At 42.9% G+C, this 17,356-nt stretch carries 17 protein-coding genes and 2 pseudogenes; 10 read left to right on the forward strand and 9 right to left on the reverse strand.

The window, feature by feature from the left end:
- Positions 1–290 precede the first annotated feature (290 nt).
- Together BTA31_RS04655 and BTA31_RS04660 are read left to right on the forward strand one after the other, a co-directional pair.
- Positions 291–1,307 carry a serine hydrolase domain-containing protein gene (locus BTA31_RS04655; protein ID WP_076789330.1) on the forward strand — a complete coding sequence of 339 codons (1,017 nt, stop codon included), beginning with the start codon at positions 291–293 and terminating at the stop codon, positions 1,305–1,307.
- Positions 1,308–1,340: 33 nt separating this feature from the next.
- Complete coding sequence (locus BTA31_RS04660; protein WP_076789334.1) at positions 1,341–1,991, forward strand: TVP38/TMEM64 family protein; 651 nt, start codon at positions 1,341–1,343, stop codon at positions 1,989–1,991.
- Positions 1,992–2,039: 48 nt separating this feature from the next.
- Here the strand turns inward: BTA31_RS04660 and BTA31_RS04665 are convergent, their stop codons facing one another.
- From BTA31_RS04665 to BTA31_RS04695, 7 genes and pseudogenes are all read right to left on the reverse strand, one after another.
- Positions 2,040–2,351 (reverse strand): YbjQ family protein, encoded by a 312-nt coding sequence (locus tag BTA31_RS04665; RefSeq protein ID WP_076789337.1) that lies wholly within the window; start codon positions 2,349–2,351, stop codon positions 2,040–2,042.
- A gap of 488 nt (positions 2,352–2,839) precedes the next feature.
- On the reverse strand, positions 2,840–3,352 hold the full coding sequence (locus BTA31_RS04670) for a ClbS/DfsB family four-helix bundle protein (RefSeq protein WP_076789340.1): 513 nt from the start codon (positions 3,350–3,352) through the stop codon (positions 2,840–2,842).
- Between the two features lie 190 nt (positions 3,353–3,542).
- Positions 3,543–3,656: pseudogene (locus BTA31_RS23620) on the reverse strand (alpha/beta fold hydrolase); the annotation flags it as partial.
- A gap of 115 nt (positions 3,657–3,771) precedes the next feature.
- Complete coding sequence (locus BTA31_RS04680) at positions 3,772–5,133, reverse strand: MFS transporter (protein ID WP_076789348.1); 1,362 nt, start codon at positions 5,131–5,133, stop codon at positions 3,772–3,774.
- A gap of 313 nt (positions 5,134–5,446) precedes the next feature.
- On the reverse strand, positions 5,447–6,916 hold the full coding sequence (locus BTA31_RS04685) for a potassium/proton antiporter (RefSeq protein WP_043928742.1): 1,470 nt from the start codon (positions 6,914–6,916) through the stop codon (positions 5,447–5,449).
- Between the two features lie 134 nt (positions 6,917–7,050).
- Positions 7,051–7,728: a YoaK family protein gene (locus BTA31_RS04690; RefSeq protein WP_076789351.1), complete on the reverse strand. Its 678-nt coding sequence runs from the start codon at positions 7,726–7,728 to the stop codon at positions 7,051–7,053.
- A 449-nt stretch (positions 7,729–8,177) separates the two neighbouring features.
- A complete protein-coding gene (locus BTA31_RS04695; protein ID WP_162274286.1) occupies positions 8,178–9,596 on the reverse strand; it encodes a flavin monoamine oxidase family protein in 1,419 nt (472 codons plus the stop codon).
- Between the two features lie 262 nt (positions 9,597–9,858).
- Here BTA31_RS04695 and BTA31_RS04700 point away from each other — a divergent pair, with 262 nt between their 5' ends.
- Entirely contained in the window at positions 9,859–9,969 is a 111-nt protein-coding gene (locus BTA31_RS04700; protein ID WP_011197990.1) for a YjcZ family sporulation protein, read from the forward strand.
- Between the two features lie 290 nt (positions 9,970–10,259).
- On the forward strand, positions 10,260–10,907 hold the full coding sequence (locus BTA31_RS04705) for a hypothetical protein (RefSeq protein ID WP_076789357.1): 648 nt from the start codon (positions 10,260–10,262) through the stop codon (positions 10,905–10,907).
- Positions 10,908–11,101: 194 nt separating this feature from the next.
- Here the strand turns inward: BTA31_RS04705 and tmrB are convergent, their stop codons facing one another.
- Both tmrB and BTA31_RS04715 read right to left on the reverse strand, forming a co-directional pair.
- Complete coding sequence (tmrB, locus tag BTA31_RS04710; protein ID WP_076789360.1) at positions 11,102–11,695, reverse strand: tunicamycin resistance ATP-binding TmrB; 594 nt, start codon at positions 11,693–11,695, stop codon at positions 11,102–11,104.
- 106 nt (positions 11,696–11,801) lie between these two features.
- Positions 11,802–12,881 (reverse strand): annotated as a pseudogene (locus tag BTA31_RS04715) (urease subunit alpha); the annotation flags it as partial.
- Between the two features lie 168 nt (positions 12,882–13,049).
- On the opposite strand from BTA31_RS04715, the gene BTA31_RS04720 reads away from it, so the two are divergent.
- From BTA31_RS04720 to BTA31_RS04740, 6 genes are all read left to right on the forward strand, one after another.
- Entirely contained in the window at positions 13,050–13,493 is a 444-nt protein-coding gene (locus BTA31_RS04720) for a MarR family winged helix-turn-helix transcriptional regulator (RefSeq protein WP_076789362.1), read from the forward strand.
- A 181-nt stretch (positions 13,494–13,674) separates the two neighbouring features.
- Positions 13,675–14,541: a permease gene (locus BTA31_RS04725; protein WP_076789365.1), complete on the forward strand. Its 867-nt coding sequence runs from the start codon at positions 13,675–13,677 to the stop codon at positions 14,539–14,541.
- A gap of 21 nt (positions 14,542–14,562) precedes the next feature.
- On the forward strand, positions 14,563–14,709 hold the full coding sequence (locus tag BTA31_RS22960) for a hypothetical protein (protein ID WP_167370605.1): 147 nt from the start codon (positions 14,563–14,565) through the stop codon (positions 14,707–14,709).
- Positions 14,710–14,729: 20 nt separating this feature from the next.
- Positions 14,730–15,224 carry an arsinothricin resistance N-acetyltransferase ArsN1 family A gene (locus BTA31_RS04730; RefSeq protein ID WP_076789367.1) on the forward strand — a complete coding sequence of 165 codons (495 nt, stop codon included), beginning with the start codon at positions 14,730–14,732 and terminating at the stop codon, positions 15,222–15,224.
- Positions 15,225–15,694: 470 nt separating this feature from the next.
- Positions 15,695–16,087: a (2Fe-2S) ferredoxin domain-containing protein gene (locus BTA31_RS04735; protein ID WP_043928735.1), complete on the forward strand. Its 393-nt coding sequence runs from the start codon at positions 15,695–15,697 to the stop codon at positions 16,085–16,087.
- Positions 16,088–16,097: 10 nt separating this feature from the next.
- Positions 16,098–17,090 (forward strand): CobW family GTP-binding protein, encoded by a 993-nt coding sequence (locus BTA31_RS04740; RefSeq protein WP_076789370.1) that lies wholly within the window; start codon positions 16,098–16,100, stop codon positions 17,088–17,090.
- Positions 17,091–17,356: the final 266 nt, after the last annotated feature.

Below are 17,356 nucleotides of genomic sequence, written 5' to 3' on the forward strand. Positions count from 1 at the left end.
CTTTAGCCCTTATTTTAAGGACGCACCCGACTTTATCCCCCTTTTCGTTACTGCCGACTTATATTTCAATCGTTTTATAAAAACAAACATCCGTCAAAACAGCACTCGTTTTAACGGATGTCATGAAATTGCCTTATTTTAAATTTAGTTTAAATTATTCTATAAATGATGGTAAATACAAAAAAATTTTTATAATGTTATTTTGGTCGCGCTTCCTGCTTCATTTCCTTTCAAAACTATCGTTTATTGTTTTCTTCTTATCATAATTAGATATGAAAGGACTGTTGTTATTGGTATATACAGCGGAACATCTTGATAATTATTTAATGGAACAAGCATCCAACAATCATTTTCACGGCAGCATTTTGCTGGCAGATTCAAACGGTATTCTGTTATCGAAAGGATACGGTTATGCTAATTGTAAGGAAAAGGTAAAGAATGAACCGTCTACACGCTACCAAATTGCTTCGCTGACAAAGCAATTCACAGCCATAACGGTCATGCAGCTGCAGGAAAAGGGGCTGCTTCGTACAGACGATCCCGTACAAAACTATTTAGAAGGCTATCCGAACGGTGAGAGCATTACCATTAAACATTTATTAAGCCATACGTCCGGAATTCCAGATTTTCTAGAGGAAGAATTGCTCGATATTGAGCTGGAGCGCGCACCGTTAGACCAATTTATCGGCCGTTTTATCGACAAGCCGCTCGAATTTCGCCCGGGACAAAGGTTTAATTACAGCAATTCAGGATACATACTGCTTACAAAAATCATTGAAACTATCACAAATGAAGCTTATGGAGACGTCATTCAAGAATTGATCTTCGACCCTTTAGGGATGAAAAACTCCGGTTTTTTCTCCTCTCCGGAAGATATTTCGCCTACAGTCGGATATTTATGCCTGAATCGTGAAATGATCAAAGCGCCTATCGTATACGGCTACGGAGAAAGCGGGCTGTATTCAACCGTTGAAGACTTGTACTTATGGGACAGGGCGCTTTATACTGAGAAGCTTGTCAAAAAAGACGCTTTGAAAGAAGCCCTTTACAGCCGTGTCAAAAAGCCGGCTTATGCAGCCGAAGGCCCTTCTCCGGCGCTCATTCAAAACAATTCAATCGGATACGGATGGTTTATTAATCATCAAAATAAGTATAAAATATGGCATGATGGAGAAATCCACGGTTTTATCAGCTCGATTAACCGGTACATGGACGAGAAAAAAGTGCTTATTATGCTCAGCAATTGCAATCTGTCAAAAACAGACGAGATTTTGGCAAACTTAGAACAAGCTTTATTGCAAATGTAGAAGCTAAATACAAAGAAAGGCAGCGGGAGCGGTATGATCAGAAAACTATTCACAATCATCATCATGGCAAGTATCATTGCAATTGGATTCGTCTGCAAAGATTCCTGGCTCGACGTCATCAGGGACGGAGGCGTTTATTCGGTGTTATTCAGCATGCTGCTTGTGGCGGCCTGTGTATTTTTCCCGATCGTCCCGTTTGCGCTCATTGCCGGATTAAACGGTGCCTTGTTTGGAATCGCAAACGGCGTGCTGATCACGCTGACAGGGTCAATGCTCGGCACCATGCTCTTGTTCTTCCTCTCACGTTACGGATTCAGAGACTTGGCTCGCAAACACTTAACGAAATACCCGAAAATGAGCGAATATGAAGCGTATTTTAACCGAAATGCTTTTACAGCCGTACTCTTGGGCAGACTGATCCCTGTGATCCCCGCCGTTGTCATGAATATTGTCTGCGGTTTAAGCAAAGTGAAGTGGGCTGTCTTTTTTGCGGCTTCAACGCTTGGAAAAGTCCCTAACGTCCTCGTCGTCTCTATCGCAGGGGCCAATTTCAGCGAAAACAAGTTGATCTCTATCGGTGTCTACAGCTTATACATGGCGATCATAGCGCTTGTCATTTACAGAAAGTATCCCCATCTGACTCAAAAACATAAAGAGACGAAACAGACAGGGAAACCTTCTTGACCCGCTGAGGCGGCAACGATTACCGCCGCCTTCGTTTTCGATTGAAAGTCAGCCGATTACAGCAGCCGTACCATATCCGATGAGTTCAGAGGTTCCCTGGCCTGCAGATAGTTCGAACTTTACACCGACGATCGCGTTTGCTCCGAGCTCTTCAGCTTGATTCACGAGCCGTTCCCTCACCGCTTTTTTCGAATCCTCAAGCATTTGGGTGTAATTTTTTAATTCTCCGCCAATGACTGACTTCAATCCTGACAGAATATCTTTTCCGATATTCCGCGACTGAACGATGCTGCTGGTGACAAGCCCTTTGACTTCGACAATGTTTTGATTTGCGATTGTATCTGTTGTGACGATGATCATCAATATCCTCCCTTTTCCTAAACTTACTAGCTACCATACCACATCTGCCGAAAGCGTGCAGTTATTTATCCATCATATCGGCTGGATTTTTAAAATGTTAAGTTTTTCATGCAAAGTTTCACCATGCTGCACAGCCGCACCGTTTCAATCGCGGGCTTTAAGAAAAGGCTGCCGCTAGCCATAAGTCAAACTGCTTGCAAATGAACCTATGCCAAAAGAAGAGAACCATATATAGAATTGAGGTGCACGATGTATAAAGAGCGGATGAAAGAATGACAAAGAGCGCTCTCGGATACTAATATTTGCGATTTCACAATTGATGAATTTGATGGAGATACCCTTGTTTTAATTTGATTTTCACTTTACAGGAATATTTGAATTTTCGGCTTATATTATTGAAGAGACTCTCGAAAGATGGCATTAAACGAAGATTCAAGCTTCTCCCCTTCTTTTCCTAACTCTCCTTTATGTACCGCTTCAACACGCTTTCATCCCAGTTGATTCTTCTTCCACCTCCTTATTTTAGTCCTGAAACTTTTAAATGGGGCCACAGAGTTGATGTGAATGAACCTTATAGCGGGCCACTTCGGGTTTTTGCCTGTCCAATTTAAAGTACCTTGGGTGTATAATTCTTCATCTGTGAGGGTATCTATCCAAGACTGAAATTGGGCCTCTACTTTCTTGAATTCTTGACGAAGCTCAGTTAACGAAAAGTGAGAATACTGATCGTAAAAAGATTGATAAAGCGCTCCTAATTGGTTCCATTTATAATGAGAAGAGGGAGTTACAACGGTTTTCCCTAAGCGCTCATCCCTGTCCCAGCTCATTAGAAGGTTTAACCATCCGAGCTGATAAGCAAGGATTTCCCCTGGCGTTCGGTCTACATCTTGATCGCGAACATCTCTAAACTGATCGGGGATAGCGTCAAACTCCCCATCTAGTAACAAATAGCGCTTATGAATTTCTTCTTTTAAACGTTTCTTGGACTCGTACACCGTAATCCCTCCTTGATCTCAACTATAGTGTACACGATTTGTCCGCAAACAAATGATGAATTTTTAATAAAGAGCAGTTTGCAAGACTGCCTTTTTGTTGCATTGTATATTGAATTTATTCAAAGATTTCCGCTTCAATATGAGGTAATGTGAGCTGATCCCTGCCGTTCGGCTCTACATACATGCGCCTCTTGATCTCGCGGCAATTCGAATGCCCTCCGTGCATCACAAGAATCGGCTTGCCTTCACCTACTCGCGAATATTCAATTGTCAGTCCGTCAATTTCAAAGGTGCCGATGCTTCTTTTCATCATTTTCATCCTCTCGGAAGCTTTACATCAAATACGGTTTTCTTTTCATTATGTTTCAGAAAATCCAGTCAACATAAAAAACGGCTGGGCTGTCCCGCCCAACCATTCGAATATCTTAAGATTTTTTACGTTTGCAAGTCAATAAATATAGCAATCCGCCAGCCAATACAAAGACTGTGAATATGGCAAACGAGCGGCTGAATACAGCACTCCAGGCATTTTCCATTCCCGAAAGCGCAGAATAGCCAAACCCGTGCACTGCCATCAAGCCTCCTGCAAATGCGACGCCTATTCCTTCAGATAAAAAACAGGCAAAGTTCAGCATCCCCATTCCAGCGCCTGCTGCCTCTTCTTCCAAGCTTTCTGCGGTACTGTTGGAAATCGCCGTTTTTACAAATGAAAGACCGCCAAATATAAACACGAGCATCATCGTCATCAACCACGGTGTCCGGTCGCCGAGCTGTGACGCGGCCGCCATGGATGCCAAGATTAATAACCATCCAAGAGTAAAAACAAACCGGCTGCCGAAGCGATCTGTAAGGGCTCCGCCCGCAACGCCGAACAAGATAACGCCCACAGTGCCCGGGAGTATAATGCCGCTCCCGATAATATCGGCATTTAAGCCGAACAAGACTCTCATCATATATGGAACGACAGAGACGATTCCCGCAACGCTTCCCAATACGATACATCCTGCCAAAACGACGCCTATATATCTGCGATTCTTCATTAAAGACCGGTCAATAAACGGATGTTCTGCATATCGGGTATGAACTGCAGCTCCAATCAAGCAAAAAATGCCCGCTGCTAAATAAAAGACATGATACAGCGATATATATACAGCGAACATCACAATGCTGATTGTCAGCAGTCCGATCCCAATGATATCCAGGTTTGCTTTTTCAGCGGCTTCAGCAGGCATATTTCTGAGGAAGAAAGGAATCGACATCAGCACTGCCATCGGCAGCAGGAACAGAAATGACCAATGAATATGATGTACAATCATTCCGCCAATGGCCGGACCTATTCCCTCACCCATTGCCACCAGTGATCCGACAATGCCGAACGCTTTGCCCCGGCCCTCCGGACGGACATAGCGCGTGATGATGACCAGAATAAGTGCGGGTACAGCGGAAGCCCCGGCTCCTTGAACAAAGCGCGCAAAAATGACAGCCGGGAAATAAGCTTGAACCAACAGCCCCATTAATGAACCTCCGCCATAGATGATGAGTCCGGTCACAAACAGCTTTCTGACGCCGTACATATCAGAAAGCCTGCTGTAAACAATTGAGCCGGCAGCAAAGGAAATGATGAAACTCGTATTCACCCAATTTGCCGCGGCAGGCGACACGCCAAATTGATTTTTTATATCCGGCAATGCAACATTAAATACGGTTTCGTTCATCACACTGAAGAAAGCGACAAAGCTAAGCCACCAAAATGCCTTCTTTTGATGCTGAAAAGACTGTAATTTCAATTGAATGATACCCCCAAAATTATAGGGGAATCACGCAGTTTATAGGGTTAATGATGCGCTTTCCCCTCAAATGTTACCCCATTTATTTTTTTGCACTTCATCATTCATGCGCCTCCTCATATTTGATTTTTAAATTATAAATGGATATGAACAATCGATCAACAAAGATATCAATGTAAGGAACTCAAGTCGCATGGCTGAACTTCCGCATTGCAAAAAAAGGCCAATGAAGAATACCGGTGCAGTACCCTTCATTGACCTTTATTCGTGACATACTGAGCAAGCCTGCCCTGTACTGTGCTTTTCCGACAGCTTAATCAAATTCCCTGTTTAAATATTTTTTTAGTTCCTTCTTTTGTTTTTTCGATACGAGGATATACAAAATATCGCCTGATTTAATTTTCGTTTCACCGTGCGGCGTGACCAAATCCCCGTTTCGGATGATCGCATTGATCAGGGCATCTTTGGGAAAGCTGATGTCTTTCAGCGCCTGCCCGGTGATGGCTGTTTGGTCATCGACTTCAAATTCGATAATTTCGGCGTTCGCCTTGCCGATGGAAACAAGCTCCAGCGAATGCGGCGCTTCGACTTTCTGCGGTCCGTTCAATTTCAATTTTTCTGCGAAGACCGATATGGTTGACCCTTGGATCAAAGCTGATGTTAAAACGACGAAGAATACGACATTAAAGATCAATTGGCTGTTTTCAAGCCCCATCGTCATCGGAAATGTTGCGAGAACGATCGGAACTGCCCCTTTTAATCCGGCCCATGACAAGAAGATTTTTTCATTAAAATGAAAGCCCATTTTGATGGTCGACAGAAAAACGGCAACCGGCCGGGCGATAAAAATTAAAATCAGGGAAAGCAGGAAGCCTTTGAAAATGATGTCGAAGGATAAAAATTGGGCAGGAAAAACCAATAATCCGAGAATGATAAACATCAAAATCTGCATCATCCAGGCAAAGCCCTCATTAAATCTGAAAATAGAATGGCGATATGTTAAATCTTGATTTCCGATGACAAGCGCGGCAATGTAAACGGCAAGCAAACCGCTCGCTCCGATGACATCTGTAAGACTGTAGGTAAGAAGCGCAAAAGCAAGAGCAAAGATCGGATAAAGTCCACTCGAATCCAAGTTGATTTTATTGATAGCAAAGCTGGCGAACCGTCCGAGTAAATATCCGAGTAAAAGCCCGATTCCCATCTGCCAGAAAAATGAAATAACCAGCATGAAATAAGATGAATGGTCAGCCGTCAGCAGCTGGATGAGCGACAAAGTCAAAAACATCGCCATCGGATCATTTGTACCTGACTCTGCTTCAAGCGTGGAGCTCAATCTGTCTCTAATATTCTGACCTTTCAAAACGGCGAAAATTGCGGCCGCATCTGTAGAACCGACAATCGCTCCGAATAAAAAGCCCTCCATCCAAGAAACATTAAAAATCAGTTTGGCAGCGACCGCAACCACACAGGTGGTCAGCAAAACACCAATCGTTGCGAGCGACAATGAAGGAACGGCAACCGCTTTGACCGAAGACCACTTTGTTTGCAGACCGCCTTCAAAAAGGATGACGACGAGTGCGATAACTCCGATCAGCTGGGCTAGCTCGGGATTATTAAAATAAATAATTCCGAGACCGTCGCTCCCCATGATCATCCCGACAACTAAGAACAATACGAGGGCGGGCACTCCGAGCCTAGTCGAAAATTTCGTTGTCAGTACACCGATAATCAGCAATAAGGCCGCTAATAAAATAAACTGCTCCATATTAATATGTTCCAACCATTTATCCTCCTCCCAATCTAAACGATACTGGTGCTGTTCCCCGTCCTTTTACCCGGACTGGCACCTTCATAAAACATATGTAACAATCGATGATTCACGAATGCCGGTGTATGGAACCGTCCTTCATCCGGTCATCCTTCACTCTTCCTGTGAAACCTTGTGCCTGCAACCGCAATAATACCGATAATGATAACGATCGGAATCCAAATCACGACAAACGGATGCTCAGGTTCAGCAAGTGCGGCAATGACAGCCCCCAGGCAATAGAGCACAATCGTCAAAGCGCGAAGCCACGCGTCCTTATGGATGACCTTTTGGTCGTTTTTGCTGAGGAATCGTTTTGTCACATCTTCGAAAAAGTTTGCGAGCGTCCCCGTTAGGACAGTGGTGGAAATCCCTGCAATGCCGAGCTTTCTGGCTGCTGTGGTCTGAAGCCCCATCGCCATGCTTAACAGCAAGATCAAAAGGTGTGGCGAGCTTTCAAAGAAAGTCAGGCAAGCAAACAGAAGCAATACGGCTGCTTCAACAGCAAGTGCAATCGTGACGCCTGACGGCCAGAACGACTTTTCCTGTTTTCCGACAATGGCCGCTGAAATCATTACACCGAGGATAAATCCGAACAATGCGATCAGCGAGTACATGGCGGTCGCGTGAAGAGAATTGCCGATTGATAATCCTAACAGTACGATGTTCCCGGTCATATTAGCGGTAAATACGTGACCGATACTTAAGTACCCAATCACATCTACAATACCTGCTGTCAAACAGAGCAGCAAAAGCATGATGTTTCGATCATGAGCAGCATTCAATGTGATTCAATCCTTTCTTAGCTATTCTGCCCGGCGGAATGTTCAGCCATTCCATCCGGTATGTCATGAGCCTTTCCTTAGGGAAAACTCGTTTTGGGGGCTTTTTTGTTGTTAGAAAAAGGAGGGTTCTTAACGGAAAAATGCGGGCAATCCGATCATTCACCTCAGAAAAACATTGTTTGCGCATCATGTTACATCTGTAATTCAATTGTATCATAAGCATTAAAATTTTTTATAAATGAAGTTCTTAAAAACTTGTTTTTAAGAACTGTGAACACATTTCTTACTGTTGAGGAAGCAAAAACAAATTTACCTTCTGCAGCAAGCCGGCGTTTATTGCAAGATCTGTCTGTTTACCTAAATAAAAACGAACGAGCCGCTTTTTAAAAGCGACTCTTCCCCATCCCTTAAAATCGGTTCTTTCTATTAAAATACTTGCAAAGTTCATGTTACACGCGGGAGGCTTGATTTACTTCATATGCCGCCCGTATTCCTGATTCAATCGCTCCCTGCATCCACCCGTGAGTGAGGGAAGCGTGTTCCCCGGCGAAATGCACCCTTCCCTCAGGCATCGGAATATAAGGATACAGCTCTAATTCCTGCCCGGGTTCGAAAGCTGTAAATGCCCCCGCTGAAAAAGGATTTTGCGTCCAGCTGAAAGAAGCGCCTGATACAAACTCAGAATACACGATATCTCCATATATTTTCGCTAAATTTTTCAGCGTATAGCGGATCCGCTCTTCTTCAGGCTGACTGTCCCATATCAGCGCTTCATCTGCCCACGTATAGCTCGCTAAAATGACAGCATGCCCGTGTGCTCCTATGCCGCTGCTAGGGTAGTATGAAAAGCGAATCGGCAAATCGGTAATGGATCTGCCGCCGCGCTGTCCGGCTCTTTCCCAGAACCTGCTCTTAAATTCGATTCCTATTTTTGTCGCGGCAATATAGTTAAGCTCCCGAATCGCTCTCCGCTTTTGGTAGGAAAAGGATTCAAACGGCGCAAATGTCACAAATCGCAATGCTGAAAAAGGAATTGTTACGATCGCGAAGTCACCTGTCACCGTTGAATATTCAGCCGACTGTTGGTGAATGCAATGAGCTGTTACACTGTTTTCAGTTTGAGACATTTTCATCAATTTTTGACGGAATAAAATATCGCCCTTTAATCGCGGAAGAAAAGCTTGCGTCAACAGGTCCATGCCGCCTGTAATCTCATAGAAGCGAGTCGGCGATGTAAAAAAGATCGATTCCCGCAATACTTCGACAAGGGACAATCCCATGTACGCTTCCATGTCCAAAAGCACACCAATCATATCAATGGCGCCGTGTGAAAAATGACTGTTGAGAAAAGAGCCTAACGATTCGTTTCTGTATTGTTTTTCAACAATACGCCAATTTCTCGCCGGATCTTGGCTGATAAAATTGAGGATAGGCCGCAAAGTAGAAAGCATCAGCTGTTCCGCCGTTCTTCCCTGCTCACGGGGAGCAACAGGGAACCTTAAAACGCCCGGATTTTTTTCAAACTCATGAAGACGGGTTTTCACGCCGTTGACGTAAAGAATATCCATGGGGGTTCGGTTGATAAACACATTGACAGGCAGATTAAATTTCTTAATGTATTCCATCGTTAAAGTATGGATATCGGGGATGCGCATCGGCCCGGCATTAAAATACAACCCTTCGCTAAAGGGCGCACGGGAAGTAAAAACACGCCCTCCCGCTCTGTCATTTGCTTCCACAATCGTCACTCTGTGCCCGGCATTCTTTAATAAAGACGCTGCGACAAGCCCGGACAACCCGGCACCAACGATCATCATATGCTTAGGGTACTGTGCTGTTCGAAGACCATTCCTAATGATATGAAGCATGTCTTCCTCAGTTAATTGAAAATTCAATTTATTCAGCGCCCTTTTCGGTGGATTTATTGCATTATATTCCGTTTAAAGGACGCCAATCACCATTTTCATCCTCTCTGCACGAAGTCCTCATATATTCGGCTCCTACCCGAAGACTCGCATGAGGGCGAAGTTGCAAATGGTTCAACTATTTTGAAAAATGTAAATCAATATCCTATACCAAATTTTCAAAGTGACATAGGATAAACTATGTTTCTTTAGGGAGGTGAAACACATGAGCGGAGGTTACGGACACGGAAGCGGTTTTGCTTTGATTGTTGTTCTGTTCATTCTCTTAATCATCATCGGTGCCAGCTGGTTCGGCGGTGGTTATGGAGGCTATTAAGTTCTAAAATAGTTCCGTTTTAAAAGTCAGCAATAACCTATGACCTTCTCCTTATTTTACATGTTCTCCTCCTGCTTATCGTTATTGACTCCATTATGACAGGCTCTTTTTAATAAGAGCCTTTTTTTAATGCAACACAGAAACCGAACCTCTCTGCTGCTGAAAGACTCAATATGTTAATAGAAAATTAATGTTTTTCTTCAAAAAGAGACATGATTTTCATTCTATTAATGCTATTATTTTTCCATCCTATTGATAAATAGGAAAATGAAGAGAGGGAGTGTTGTCATATGTTTAAAATAAAGTTCAAGAAAACAATTGGAATTGGGCTCGTTGCCGCTGCCTGTTTGATTTCTGCTTCGACGGCAAGCGCTGCTCCGCAAAATGCAAGCGATGTCAAAGTGAAACAAAACGATGATCAACGGAATCAATATACGGTCAAATCTTTCCACTATTTAACCGTGGACGGAAAAAATGTGGATTCGCCGGCTCAAGTAAACAACAAATCCGTCAGAGATATCAAAGTAACCATGGTTCTGCCTAAGCAGAATAAGAACGGCGATTTGCTTGCGTATGGATTTACGAGCAAGGTTACTTTAGAAGCCTTTATCGCGAAAGACAAGCAGAGGCTTGAGAACAAATTCAAACCGTCTGCCAGCGGTCCTTGCTGTACCGATTTTTATGAATATAAAAATAAAGGCGGGCAGTATATTTACTGGAGGGACGGATTTAAAAACTTGCCATCCAGCTGGAATGACCGAATTTCATCGTTAAGTACAGCGTCTCCTTCATCAAGCTATTCAACGACGCTGTGGGAGCATACTTCAACTCAAGGGTACGGTAAAGGCGTTTTGTTTAGACATTCCGATTGGTATGGCAAAACTGCTAATATGGCTTCTGATTGGGACAATAAGGCTTCGGCGATCGATATCAAGTAACGGGAAGTTTGACGATGAAGTGTCAAAAAGAGAGCAAAGCTTAGGCCTGCTCTCTTTTACCCTGTCTGTTGCCAATTCCGCTTGGAGCCGTCAAGTAAACAATAACGAACGCGCTTTGAAAAACTTGCGGGCAATTGAGTGATCAACTTATCATATGGACGGTTTCAGCAGCAAAGCACTCATAGGAAGCCCTTTTACTTTAAGCGTATATGATTCAGCTTCACAAGCAGCCTGTCTGTGAATCTTTTAATACTTCCTCTCGTATCAGGATCAATTGTCAGGCCCGCTTTGGCAGCAATCGTTTCTGCGACGTTTTGAATCGACATATGATCCGTATTGATATGCTCTTCGAAAGTTTTATCTGACAAGCCCTCGATACACCGGTCTATTTGCTTGGCCGCCCAGGAATTTTTCCCTTCAGCTCTGGAACGGAGACGTTTGTGCAAAATATCCTTTGAAGCCATTAAAGTAAAGTGATAAACCGTTCGGTCATCTTGTCTAAGCCTGCCGATCATTTCTTCAAAATATCCGGGATTTACAATCGTCATAGGCACGATGAGGATGCCGCTGTATGTATCGGATAAACAGGAAAGCATGCTGTAGTTGAACTCTCTCCACAAAGCATAATGTTGAAAATCGTCTTCTGCGATTTCTGCAGGAACCATGGAACGCATCGCAAACCCCATCTTTTCAGGATCATATACGTAAGACTTCTTCAGCCTTCTATGCAGCTCAAACGCCGTTTGTGTTTTCCCGGAACCGAAAGCTCCGTTTATCCAAATAATCATCGTTACCCTCCTTTCTGTTTATCATACATAAAAAACCTGAAAAAGAAATTCATTTTTCCTCATCCGCATTTTAAGTATATAGAACCGCTATACCTTAATGAGAAAGTTACCTGGCAAGAGCTTGATTTTGGAGAAAGGAACTCGTAAAAAATAAAAAATAGCGCTGTGCAAGTGGAGCATGGCTGACCGGCTGGCATGAAAGCTCCTCACCATCGGCAAATACCTGATCAGTCTTATGATCGACTTCGATTTTCGGCTAATTTTATGTCCAGTTTGCTCAATCCGCGAATATGACGCACAGGTGAAATTGTTTTTGTGAGCCCTAATGATTAAGGCACTCCGCTGGGACATAAATGTCAGGGATGTTGACTGATTAGCTTTGCCGTAACTCGCGTACATTTTTCGCATGAGCACCGGTTCAGGCGTCGGAATTGAAGCATCCGGATCGCCCATTTGAGCGAGGGCAATCATCCCTCCTTTTAAAACGAGTTCAGGCTTAACACCAAAAAAGGCCGGGTCCCAGAGGACGAGATCAGCGAGCTTTCCTTTTTCAACAGACCCTACCTCATGGCTGATCCCACGGGTAATGGCCGGATTGATCGTCTATTTTGCTATGTAGCGCTTGGCATGCACATTGTCATGGTGAACTTCTCCCGCCAGCCGCCCTCGCTGCTTTTTCATTTTATCGGCAGTTTGCCATGTTCTGATGATAACTTCACCGACTCTGCCCATCGCCTGCGAGTCAGAGGAAGTCATGCTGATCGCGCCGATATCATGCAAAATATCCTCCGCTGCTATGGTCGCCGCCCGGATTCGCGAATGGCTGAAAGCCACGTCCTCAGGCACATTGGCATCAAGATGGCCGCAGACCATCATCATATCCAGATGTTCATCTATCGTATTGACTGTATACGGAAGCGTCGGAGTTGTCGAAGACGGCAGGATATTTGAATACGAGGCGAGCTTCAGCATACCCGGGGCATGTCCGCCGCCCGCTCCTTCAATATGATACGTATGGGTGACACGATCACCGATCGCTTCAAGCGTATTCCCCAGGAAGCCGGCTTCATTCAGTGTATCTGTATGGATGGCAACCTGAACATCGGCTTTTTCAACGACTTCCATACACGTCTCGATTGCCCTCGGTGTTGTGCCCCCAATCTTCATGAAGCTTGAGACCAACCGCGCGGATGCAGGAGCTGACAACAACCGCAGCTATTGCGATTCGTAGGTGTCCTGATATAGTAGAAGTCAAAACAGTTGATCCCGATAATTTATTGAAAGGTAAGAAGATACAAAAAATAATTGCAGTTTGCAAGTAAATGAGGTATAAATAAATCAGAGGTGAATGACAATGGAAAATCTTCGAGAACTATTTCAGGTTATGACAAGACGCTTTGGATTTTTAAATAAAAACTGCTGCCGTGCGGGCGGTTATGATATTTCCCTTATTCAAAGCCATATCTTATATGAGATTGATCGTCAACACAAACCGTCAATACAACAGATTGCGGAAACATTAGGGACTGACATAACAACGTTTAGCCGTCAAATTCAGTCACTGATAAAAATGAATATGGTAAAGAAAACACCGGATCCAGATGATCGGCGAGTTCATATTCTCTCCCTGACAACTGAAGGAAAATATGTTGCGACAACGATTGACCAACAAATGAATGCTTTTTTAGACGAAGTTTTTTCTCATATGAATGATTCTGATAAGGAAACAGTCATTCATTCAATTAAGCTATTGAACGACGCTATGTCGAAATCAAAGAACTGTTGTACAACCCATTGAGGGTAGTTCTCTCTTGGAAATTACTTGCAAATCGCAAATATATCAAACATATCAAGAACTAAATAAAGGGAAGCTGGTCATTTTTTAAGGATAGAAGACTTTTACGAATGACACTTCCCTATTCTTTTTAAGAACAGAAAACAAAATACTTGCAAATTGCAAATTATTTAGAGGTGGTAACATGATAGTTGATGTTTTGAAAAGTTTTTTATCGATTGCTTTAGAACTAACCATTTTATTTATTGGGATTTCTTTTCTTGTCAGCCTCATTCAAGGGTTTATCCCATACAAAAAATTAAACCAATACCTTGAAGGCAAAAATGTGTTTGTTGGAGCTGTAATTGCACTTGTGATCGCATTTGTAACTCCTTTCTGCTCATGTTCCACCATTCCGGTTGTCGTCAACTTGCTAAATAAAAAGATCCGATTCGGAATCGTGATGGTGTTCTTGTTTTCTTCTCCAGTATTGGATCCAACCATCATCACATTAATGGGAGCTTTATTAGGTGTTAAAGTTGCCGCAGCCTATACAGTGATTACATCAGTACTGTCTGTGGTCATTGGATTGACCCTGGAGAAAATGGGATTTGTGAAAGCTGTAAAACATGTCGTGATGAACGGGTACGAAGAAAAACAAACAACATTCAGCATTAAGGCTGCCTTCCGAGAAACACTCGCACTTATGAAATCTGTCTATCCTTTCTTAATCATTGGAGCAGCCATTGGCTCTGTTATTCATGGAGTCATGCCAACTGAATGGATCTCATCAGTCTTTGGCGGCAATCAATGGTGGTTAGTTCCGATTGCGGCCATCATTGGGATCCCGTTATATATCCGGCTTTCAACCATGATTCCTCTTTCACAAATTTTAATTGTTAAAGGCATGGCAATTGCTCCAGTAATGGCATTAATGATTAGTTCTGCCGGGGCGAGTCTGCCTGAGTTAACATTACTAAACAGTATTTTTCAAAAGCGATTAGTAATGGCCTTCGTCATTTCCGTGATTGCGATGGCCACGATTTCAGGCTTTCTTTTCTACATCATTTAAACTTGAAAGGAGGTGAAAATAATGGGATTGTTCGATAAAATATTCAGAAAAGACAATTCTTGCTGCGGCGTGAAAATGAAAGAGGTAAAAACAGATAAAAAAGACTGCTGTAATATTACTTTCGAAGAAGTTAAGGAAAACGAAGATGCATGCTGCACTCGAAAATAAGTCCTTATACGGGGGAACTCATGCATAACATAAACATTCGAACAGCTGTTTCTGCCGATTTGCCATTTATCTTGAACATTTATAATCAGGGCATTGAAGATCGAATTGCGACTCTGGAGCAAGATTTAAAGGAAATGAGCGATATCGAAATATGGTTTCAGGAACATCAAGGGCGCTATTCTGTCCTTGTAGCCGAATCAAAAGGAGAAATTGTAGGCTGGGCTTCTTTGAACCCGTACTCCCACCGTTGTGCATGTAAAGGTGTTGCTGACCTTTCTGTCTATGTTGATCGTGCATTTCGTGGCAATGGAATTGGCGGTCTCCTTCTTCAAGCTCTTGAAAAAAAAGCTAAAGAGAATAATTTTCATAAAATCGTCCTTTTTACATTTCTATTTAATGAGATTGGGCAAAGATTATACAATAAAATGGGCTACAGGCAAGTTGGCACCTTTAAAAATCAAGGAATTTTAGATGGACGGTTTATCGATGTAATGGCAATGGAAAAATTGCTATAGCTAAAAAACCCCTTGATCGCTCAAGGGGTTTTAGCATCGAGATTCGAGATTATATGAGGCCGGAGAGATTATTTAACTGACTGTTCTCAGAACTTCTCACGTAAAGGTGCGGCTGGATAAAGAAGCTGCTCAGATCTCATTGGCACCGTTTAGCCTCTTCTATTTGCGTTTGACTTGAAAAAGAGATAAAATGATTTATAAATCGTAATAATTACGTTTTGTGTAGTATTGAAACAACCAAAGGCGTCAAAAAAGAAAACGGCAAGAGAAGGCAGAAATATAGAGAGCTTGCGAAAGGAGTGAAAAACTCAAGGTGACGATGAAATACTGCGAAGGTTACCAAGTCCTTCTCCCCCGTTATAGGTATCACCTTTCGGGACAGTTATCGACCGGGCTGCCTCTATATTCATTGCTTAGTTTTTCATCTTGTAAATCGTAATAATTCTGTTTTACTCGGAGGGAAGATACATATGGCGACATGGGATTTAAGTAATATGAAACATCATATCTTTATTTGCAACGGCAGCAGTTGCAATCGGGTCGGAGCTGAGGAACTGACTCAAGTGATTCGGCAAGAAATCTCAGACCGGGAGCTTGACGATGTTATTCATACAACGCGCACGCGATGTAATGGCAGATGCCAAGATAAGTGCGTGGTCATCCACTATCCGAAAGGAACCTGGTATAAAGATTTAAAACCTGAGGATGTCCCCCTCCTGATTGACTCGCTTTGTACCAATGAAGATTATAAAGAAAAAGCAAGCCATTTGTATGATGGCCAACGTTTCGAGCGTTCATCTGGCGTCATCGCCGGAGTTCCAAAAGACAAAGAAAAAGTAATCAAAGTATCGAAAAAATTTTAAATGGAGTCGAATGATCATGCCTTTAACTAAAAAGAAAATTCCTGTCACCATTCTCACCGGATATTTAGGCGCCGGGAAAACCACACTTTTAAATCGAATACTTACAGAAAAACACAATCAAAAGATCGCGGTTATTGTCAATGAGTACGGAGAAGTCGGGATAGACAATCAGCTCGTCGTTGATTCCGAAGAAGAAATTTTGGAAATGAACAACGGCTGTATCTGTTGCACGGTCCGCGGAGATTTGATTCGTATTCTGAGAACGCTTGTATTCTCAATGGATCAAGGGAAAGTTGCATTTGACCGAGTTTTAATCGAAACAACGGGACTGGCTGACCCTGCCCCCGTTGCCCAGACTTTTTTTATGGATGAACTACTATCCGAAATATTTGAAGTTGACAGTATCGTCACGGTAGTAGACAGCAAGCATGTCACTAGACATCTGGATGACCAGGATGAAGCACAAGAGCAAATCGCATTTGCTGACGTCATCATCCTCAATAAAACAGATTTAGTATCAAATAACGATCTGAAATCCTTGGAGCAAAGACTCGTCAACATTAATCCTACGGCTAAGAGGCTGCATGCCAGAGATTGCAAGATCAATTTAAAAGATGTACTGGGAATCAATACGTTTGACGTCAATCGAAAAATTGAAATCGACCCTCATTTTCTAGAGGATCATCACCACCACCATCATGATGATAAAGTGTCTTCTATTGCTTTTCGGGAAGAGAAGCCTCTTGATTTGGCAAAGGTGGATCAGTGGATGAGTTATCTCGTACGGGAAAAAGGAGAAGATCTATTACGTTATAAAGGGATCCTTTATATTAAAGGGGAAGAATATCGAATCGTATTCCAAGGGCTTCATATGCTGTTTTCAGGACGTCCGGACCGGAAGTGGAACGAAAACGAGAAAAAACAAAGCGAACTTGTTTTCATTGGAAAGGACTTGGACAAAGAGGAACTCGAGCGGCAATTTAAAAATTGCATAGCGAAGTAATATTTCTCGCTTTTGCAAGTCTTTTTCAAGGGCCAATGAATTTTTAAGCAGGTTATCGCCTGCTTTTCTTTTTGTACTTATAAGGACTTCCCTGCGTCCTCTGACTATCGTGCTGCATAGTTTACAGCCGCTCTTTCTGTGAATATGTCGACCCATTCGATACATCCGGGGAACACTTAAGGGAAAGGTGCGTCTCCCATTCTGGCCAATAAAAAAGCGGCCACCAATCAGCTGCACAACATCTGTGTGCAAAAGATCAGTGTCCG

The organism is Bacillus haynesii (assembly GCF_001969855.1).
GTDB classification, from domain to species: Bacteria; Bacillota; Bacilli; order Bacillales; family Bacillaceae; genus Bacillus; species Bacillus haynesii.

Coding starts and splice junctions, on each gene's coding strand:
- BTA31_RS04725 (WP_076789365.1), top strand. CDS start 13,675: ATGATAGTTGATGTTTTGAAAAGTTTTTTATCGATTGCTTTAGAACTA.
- BTA31_RS04720 (WP_076789362.1), top strand. CDS start 13,050: ATGGAAAATCTTCGAGAACTATTTCAGGTTATGACAAGACGCTTTGGA.
- BTA31_RS04660 (WP_076789334.1), top strand. CDS start 1,341: ATGATCAGAAAACTATTCACAATCATCATCATGGCAAGTATCATTGCA.
- BTA31_RS04740 (WP_076789370.1), top strand. CDS start 16,098: ATGATCATGCCTTTAACTAAAAAGAAAATTCCTGTCACCATTCTCACC.
- BTA31_RS04700 (WP_011197990.1), top strand. CDS start 9,859: ATGAGCGGAGGTTACGGACACGGAAGCGGTTTTGCTTTGATTGTTGTT.
- BTA31_RS04695 (WP_162274286.1), bottom strand. CDS start 9,596: ATGCTTCATATCATTAGGAATGGTCTTCGAACAGCACAGTACCCTAAG.
- BTA31_RS22960 (WP_167370605.1), top strand. CDS start 14,563: ATGGGATTGTTCGATAAAATATTCAGAAAAGACAATTCTTGCTGCGGC.
- BTA31_RS04730 (WP_076789367.1), top strand. CDS start 14,730: ATGCATAACATAAACATTCGAACAGCTGTTTCTGCCGATTTGCCATTT.
- BTA31_RS04665 (WP_076789337.1), bottom strand. CDS start 2,351: ATGATCATCGTCACAACAGATACAATCGCAAATCAAAACATTGTCGAA.
- BTA31_RS04735 (WP_043928735.1), top strand. CDS start 15,695: ATGGCGACATGGGATTTAAGTAATATGAAACATCATATCTTTATTTGC.
- BTA31_RS04705 (WP_076789357.1), top strand. CDS start 10,260: ATGTTTAAAATAAAGTTCAAGAAAACAATTGGAATTGGGCTCGTTGCC.
- tmrB (WP_076789360.1), bottom strand. CDS start 11,695: ATGATTATTTGGATAAACGGAGCTTTCGGTTCCGGGAAAACACAAACG.